We start from the raw sequence: 384 nt of genomic DNA on the forward strand, positions 1-384 counted from the left end.
GATCATGGCGGACAGCGCGGACGGGGAGCAGCGGCTGACGTTCGTGGACCGGGCGACGGCGGAGCAGGTGGCCCGGTCGTTCGGCCAGGAACTGCCGAGCGAGCCGGACTTGCTGCTGATGATGCAGCGCGGAGCAGCGGAGATGTACGCACAGGACGACGTCATGAAGCAGACGCCGTTGCCGGGCGACCCGGGGTGGCCCGAGGCCTGACCCAGCAGGACGTCGACGGTCTGGTGCGGCTGGCCGAGCGGGCCACGGCACCCAGCGCCCGGGTGCGCCGGCAGGCCGCCGAGGTGGCCGCTGAGCTGCTGCCCGCCCTGGGCCTGGACGAGGGGCGGTACGCCCCCGACGGCACCCGCACCGGGGGCTCCCCGGACTTCGAG

General features: G+C 74.5%; 2 protein-coding genes. Both read left to right on the forward strand.

Features of this window, described 5'->3' with window-relative positions:
* A partial coding sequence (locus tag M3677_RS17795; RefSeq protein ID WP_251161245.1) for a hypothetical protein occupies positions 1-211 on the forward strand: 211 nt, incomplete at its 5' end.
* The coding region (locus M3677_RS17800) for a hypothetical protein (RefSeq protein ID WP_251161246.1) at positions 196-384 on the forward strand (189 nt) is incomplete at its 3' end. The genes M3677_RS17795 and M3677_RS17800, both read left to right, overlap by 16 nt.

Source organism: Curtobacterium sp. P97 (genome assembly GCF_023712445.1).
Taxonomy (GTDB): domain Bacteria; phylum Actinomycetota; class Actinomycetes; order Actinomycetales; family Microbacteriaceae; genus Curtobacterium.